Annotated in this window: 5 protein-coding genes and 1 tRNA gene; 4 read left to right on the top strand and 2 right to left on the bottom strand. The window is 60.1% G+C overall.

What is annotated here, in order from left to right; genetic code table 11:
* The coding region (locus ABSG20_RS32135) for a serine hydrolase domain-containing protein (protein WP_423868475.1) at positions 1 to 1,106 on the bottom strand (1,106 nt) is incomplete at its 3' end.
* Positions 1,107 to 1,324: 218 nt separating this feature from the next.
* On the opposite strand from ABSG20_RS32135, the gene ABSG20_RS32130 reads away from it, so the two are divergent.
* From ABSG20_RS32130 to ABSG20_RS32115, 4 genes are all read left to right on the top strand, one after another.
* Complete coding sequence (locus ABSG20_RS32130) at positions 1,325 to 1,945, top strand: hypothetical protein (protein ID WP_423868474.1); 621 nt, start codon at positions 1,325 to 1,327, stop codon at positions 1,943 to 1,945.
* 85 nt (positions 1,946 to 2,030) lie between these two features.
* Positions 2,031 to 2,106, top strand: a tRNA-Trp gene (locus ABSG20_RS32125).
* Between the two features lie 299 nt (positions 2,107 to 2,405).
* A complete protein-coding gene (locus tag ABSG20_RS32120; RefSeq protein WP_423868473.1) occupies positions 2,406 to 3,107 on the top strand; it encodes a DUF433 domain-containing protein in 702 nt (233 codons plus the stop codon).
* Complete coding sequence (locus ABSG20_RS32115; RefSeq protein WP_423868476.1) at positions 3,092 to 3,508, top strand: PIN-like domain-containing protein; 417 nt, start codon at positions 3,092 to 3,094, stop codon at positions 3,506 to 3,508. Before ABSG20_RS32120 ends, ABSG20_RS32115 begins: the two co-directional genes overlap by 16 nt.
* Here ABSG20_RS32115 and ABSG20_RS32110 read toward each other — a convergent pair.
* The coding region (locus ABSG20_RS32110; RefSeq protein WP_423868472.1) for a hypothetical protein at positions 3,472 to 3,712 on the bottom strand (241 nt) is incomplete at its 5' end. The genes ABSG20_RS32115 and ABSG20_RS32110 overlap by 37 nt on opposite strands.

Genomic DNA, 3,712 nt, shown 5'->3' with positions numbered 1-3,712 from the left:
GTCCCGGCCATCCCGCTCCAGAAGAACTGGCCGACCGAGCCCGGAAACGGCGCCATGCCCTGTTGCATCCGCACCGCGAAGCCCAGGCCAAAACTGTGACCCACCGGCAGCAGAGGGCTGTTGACGCGGACGGCGGGGCCGAGATGGTCCGATGCCATCAGCTCCAGCGTCTTGCGGCCGATGATCCCGGCGCCGTCGAGCGTCCCGCCATTGAGCAGCATCTGGCAGAACCGCGCGTTCTCCATCGTGGTCGAGACCAGGCCGCCGCCGCCGGATTGCAGCACCGGCTGTTCCAGCATGTTGAAGAGCTGCACTTTCTCCCCGCTCCAGGGATCGACCGGGAACGGCTCGGCGAGGCGATCGGCATTCCCGGGGCCGGTGTGAAAGGCGGTCTCGGCCATCTGCAGCGGCGCCAGAATCCGCTCAGTGAGGTACGCGCTCAGCGTCTTTCCGGAAACCACCTCGATGATGCGGCCGAGAATGTCGGTGGAGCGGCTGTAGTTCCACTCCACGCCCGGCTGGCACTGCAGCGGCAGGTCCGCGACCAGGGCCGCATGTTCGGCATTGCTGATCTTGCGGCTGCGCAGCCGCGACCTCTGATAAAGCTTCTGCACCAGGCTGTTACCGGTATGGTCGTAGGTGATGCCCGAGGTGTGCCGCAACAGATCCTGGAGCGTGATCGGCCGTGCCGGCGGTACCAGGTCGAGCTGGCCGTTGTTCTCGACGCCGACCCTCTGGTCGGCAAATTCCGGAATGAATTTGGCGATGGGGTCATTGAGCAGGAAATGGCCGTCCTCCAGCAGCATCATGATGCCGACGGAAACGATCGGTTTTGTCATCGAGAAGATGCGGAAGATCGTGTTGTGCGCCATCGGCGCGGGCGAGGCCGGATTTTGCCGGCCCAGCGCCTCGAACCAGCCGATCTGGCCGCGGCGCGCCACCAGCATGGTCACACCGGGGATGGTCCCCTTCTCGATCTCGCGCTTGAAGGCATCCGACATCAAACGCAACCGGACCGGGGAGAGCCCGAGCGCCTCCGGCTTTGCCTGGGGAAGCGGCGGGGTCAGCGGCGCGGCGGGGTGTTTTGCGGCGGCCTGTGCGGTCATGGTCTCTCCCTTTGCCTTGTCGTGGAGGGCTTTGTCGATCGAGGCGGAGTCTGGCCCCGGACGGCGGAATCGAACAGGGCCTTTAACGCACGGCACCGCCCGGTTTGAGGCATGTCAATTGATCTGCACGGAACCGGGAATAAGGGTTGACGGGTTTTTGGATTGCGTGTTTGGCTTGATCGGGAGCCGTGAAAGGGCGCGGCTGGGCGGGGGCTACAATGGGTGTATTTTTGAAGCCGGCGCGGCTGGCCGCGCTTGGGCTGGTATTGGCGTTGGCCGGTTGTGTCAGCGTCGAGAATTCGCTGTCGCAAAACGATATCGCCGACATGAAGCTGACCGGGGTCGCGGTCAATGTCGATCCCGCAGCGATGATCATATGGGAGGATGGCCTTAGGGCCTATGCCGCGGCCAAGGGCGTTCCAGATGATCAGATCATGGGCTTTGCCAGGACGCCGGAGGCCAGGGCCTACGTTCGGGACGCGCTGGCGGCTCGGGTCAAGGTGGGGGTCGAGAAGGTGATGGCAGGGACGCTTATCGGCCGCCGGCCGGTGCGGCTCGAAGTCACCGTCCGAAACTTTGAGATCGCAGGGCCGATGATGAGCATCCTGATCGGCGGCGGCCGCGGCATGACCGCCGATGCCACGCTGGTCGATGCGCGAACGGGTGCCGTCATCATCACCAGTCCCAAGGAGTCGGTGGTGCTGCCGGCCGGGTCCGGGCTGTTGGGAACCGCGGTCCAGGCTGCGATCGACAGTGGCTCGGACCAGAGCGTCACGGACAAGGTGATCGGCACCTTCGGGCAGGACTACCGGCACTGGCTGCTGCGCGAGACCAGCTAGGGCTGCCGGGTAAAACCCTTTCGCCCTTGCAATCAGGGCGTTGCCTATGCTTGAAACGGCGCGGATCGGCGGCGACGCTGGTTACAGGAGTGTAGCTCAATTGGTAGAGCACCGGTCTCCAAAACCGGGGGTCGCAGGTTCGAGCCCTGCCACTCCTGCCAGGGTTTCAAGTACTTAGCCAACATCACCGATTGCAAGCTGCTCCAGGGGAACGACTGGGGTAACAGTTTCGGCCGCCCTGCGCGTGCCCACGGGCGGCCGGGAAACCGGGTTTGGGCGTTTGGACCGGCCTTGGCTGCCCGGCGCGGCCGGCAAAACGCGAGCTGGGCAGCAGGGCCGCGCCAGGGCGACGGACCAGTGCGCTGACACGCCCCCGATGCCGTAACGGGAGATATAGTCCGGCCCATATTGGGGATTATCTGCTTGATGATTCTACCTTACGATGGTGAGGGAACAGACAATGGCTACCCTAGTGTCAGAGCGAACCGACCAACCTTGGCTGCGACGCCTTTATCTTCCCAGCTACCAAATAGCTGAGGCCGCGAAGTATGCCGATATCTCCCCACAAACGGTCGCTGCATGGCACCGGCTCGAAAAACACTTCCTTGAGAAAGAAGACAAGGCGGCGCTTTCGTATATGCAATTGATCGAAGTGGCGGTCGTGGCCGCCTTCCGCAAGATGGGCGTGCCACTGAAAAACATTCGTGCCACCAGAGACTACGCTAAGCATCATCTCAAAAGCGAATATCCATTTGCTACCTTTCGCTTCAAGGAAGGCGCCAAGCATCTATATCTTGACTCTCATGAACTCGAAGATGTTGCGCCCGGCAGCGTGGTCCAGACCGATCAAGGCGGTCAGCTTGCTTGGGAAATTGTCATCGGACGCTTGCGAGAATTCGATTACGAGAAGGAACATGAAGGACTTGCCCTAAAATGGCATGTCGCGGGTCGTTCCTCGCCAATCATCATTGATCCTCGGATAGCGTTCGGAGCCCCTGCCGTCAAAGGCACCCCGACTTGGATTATAAGAGGTCGTTGGGATGCTGGCGAAAGCTATTCAGATATCGCGGAAGATTTTGGAATCGTATCGACCGATGTCAAAGAGGCGCTTAAGTTTGAGGGCGTGGTGCCGGGCGGGAGGCGTAAATCGCTGGTGCACTAACCTTCTATTTCGACCGGAATTTTGGTTCGCGTCTGCCGGAAGCGATCAAAGCGGCCAAACCGTATTATTTTTCAGTCGAATATCATCATGATCCGAAGAACCAATTTAAATTCAGGGACGCAACTCCGGATGACGAGTGGTTGAGTAAGGTTGCTGCAGCTGGTTGGATTGTCTTTAGCCACGACCGCAAGTTCCACACGCTGTTGCCGGAGGCCGCTGCAATCAAGCAATATGGAGCGGGTTGCTTCTATCTTCCGGGAGCAAGCTCACCCACATGGGACAAGGTGCAATACTTCATGAGATCCTACGAGGGCATCAAGCGTCGGATTGCAAACACGCCGAGGCCATTCATATTCGAGCTTCTCTACAATGGCAGATTCGCAAAGAGGCCGATTCCATAAGAATCCCCCTCCAACGGGAGTTGTTCGGTAGATGGCGAGGACAGCAGCATATTGCGGTCAGGATCGAGTTTCAAAATCTCACCACGAGCTTGAGCAGCGAAAGAAGAAGCTCGCGCCGCCGTGATTGAGCGCGCGAAGTTGCGCGGAATGATCACGTATTCAAATTTGGTGGGTAAAATAAAAACAGTCAAATTCGCGGCGCGC

This window comes from Bradyrhizobium sp. (genome assembly GCF_049512235.1).
In the GTDB taxonomy this organism is placed as follows: domain Bacteria; phylum Pseudomonadota; class Alphaproteobacteria; order Rhizobiales; family Xanthobacteraceae; genus Bradyrhizobium.
The sequence above is the reverse complement of the archived record's forward strand: the minus strand, read 5'-3'. Positions and strand labels throughout refer to the sequence as shown.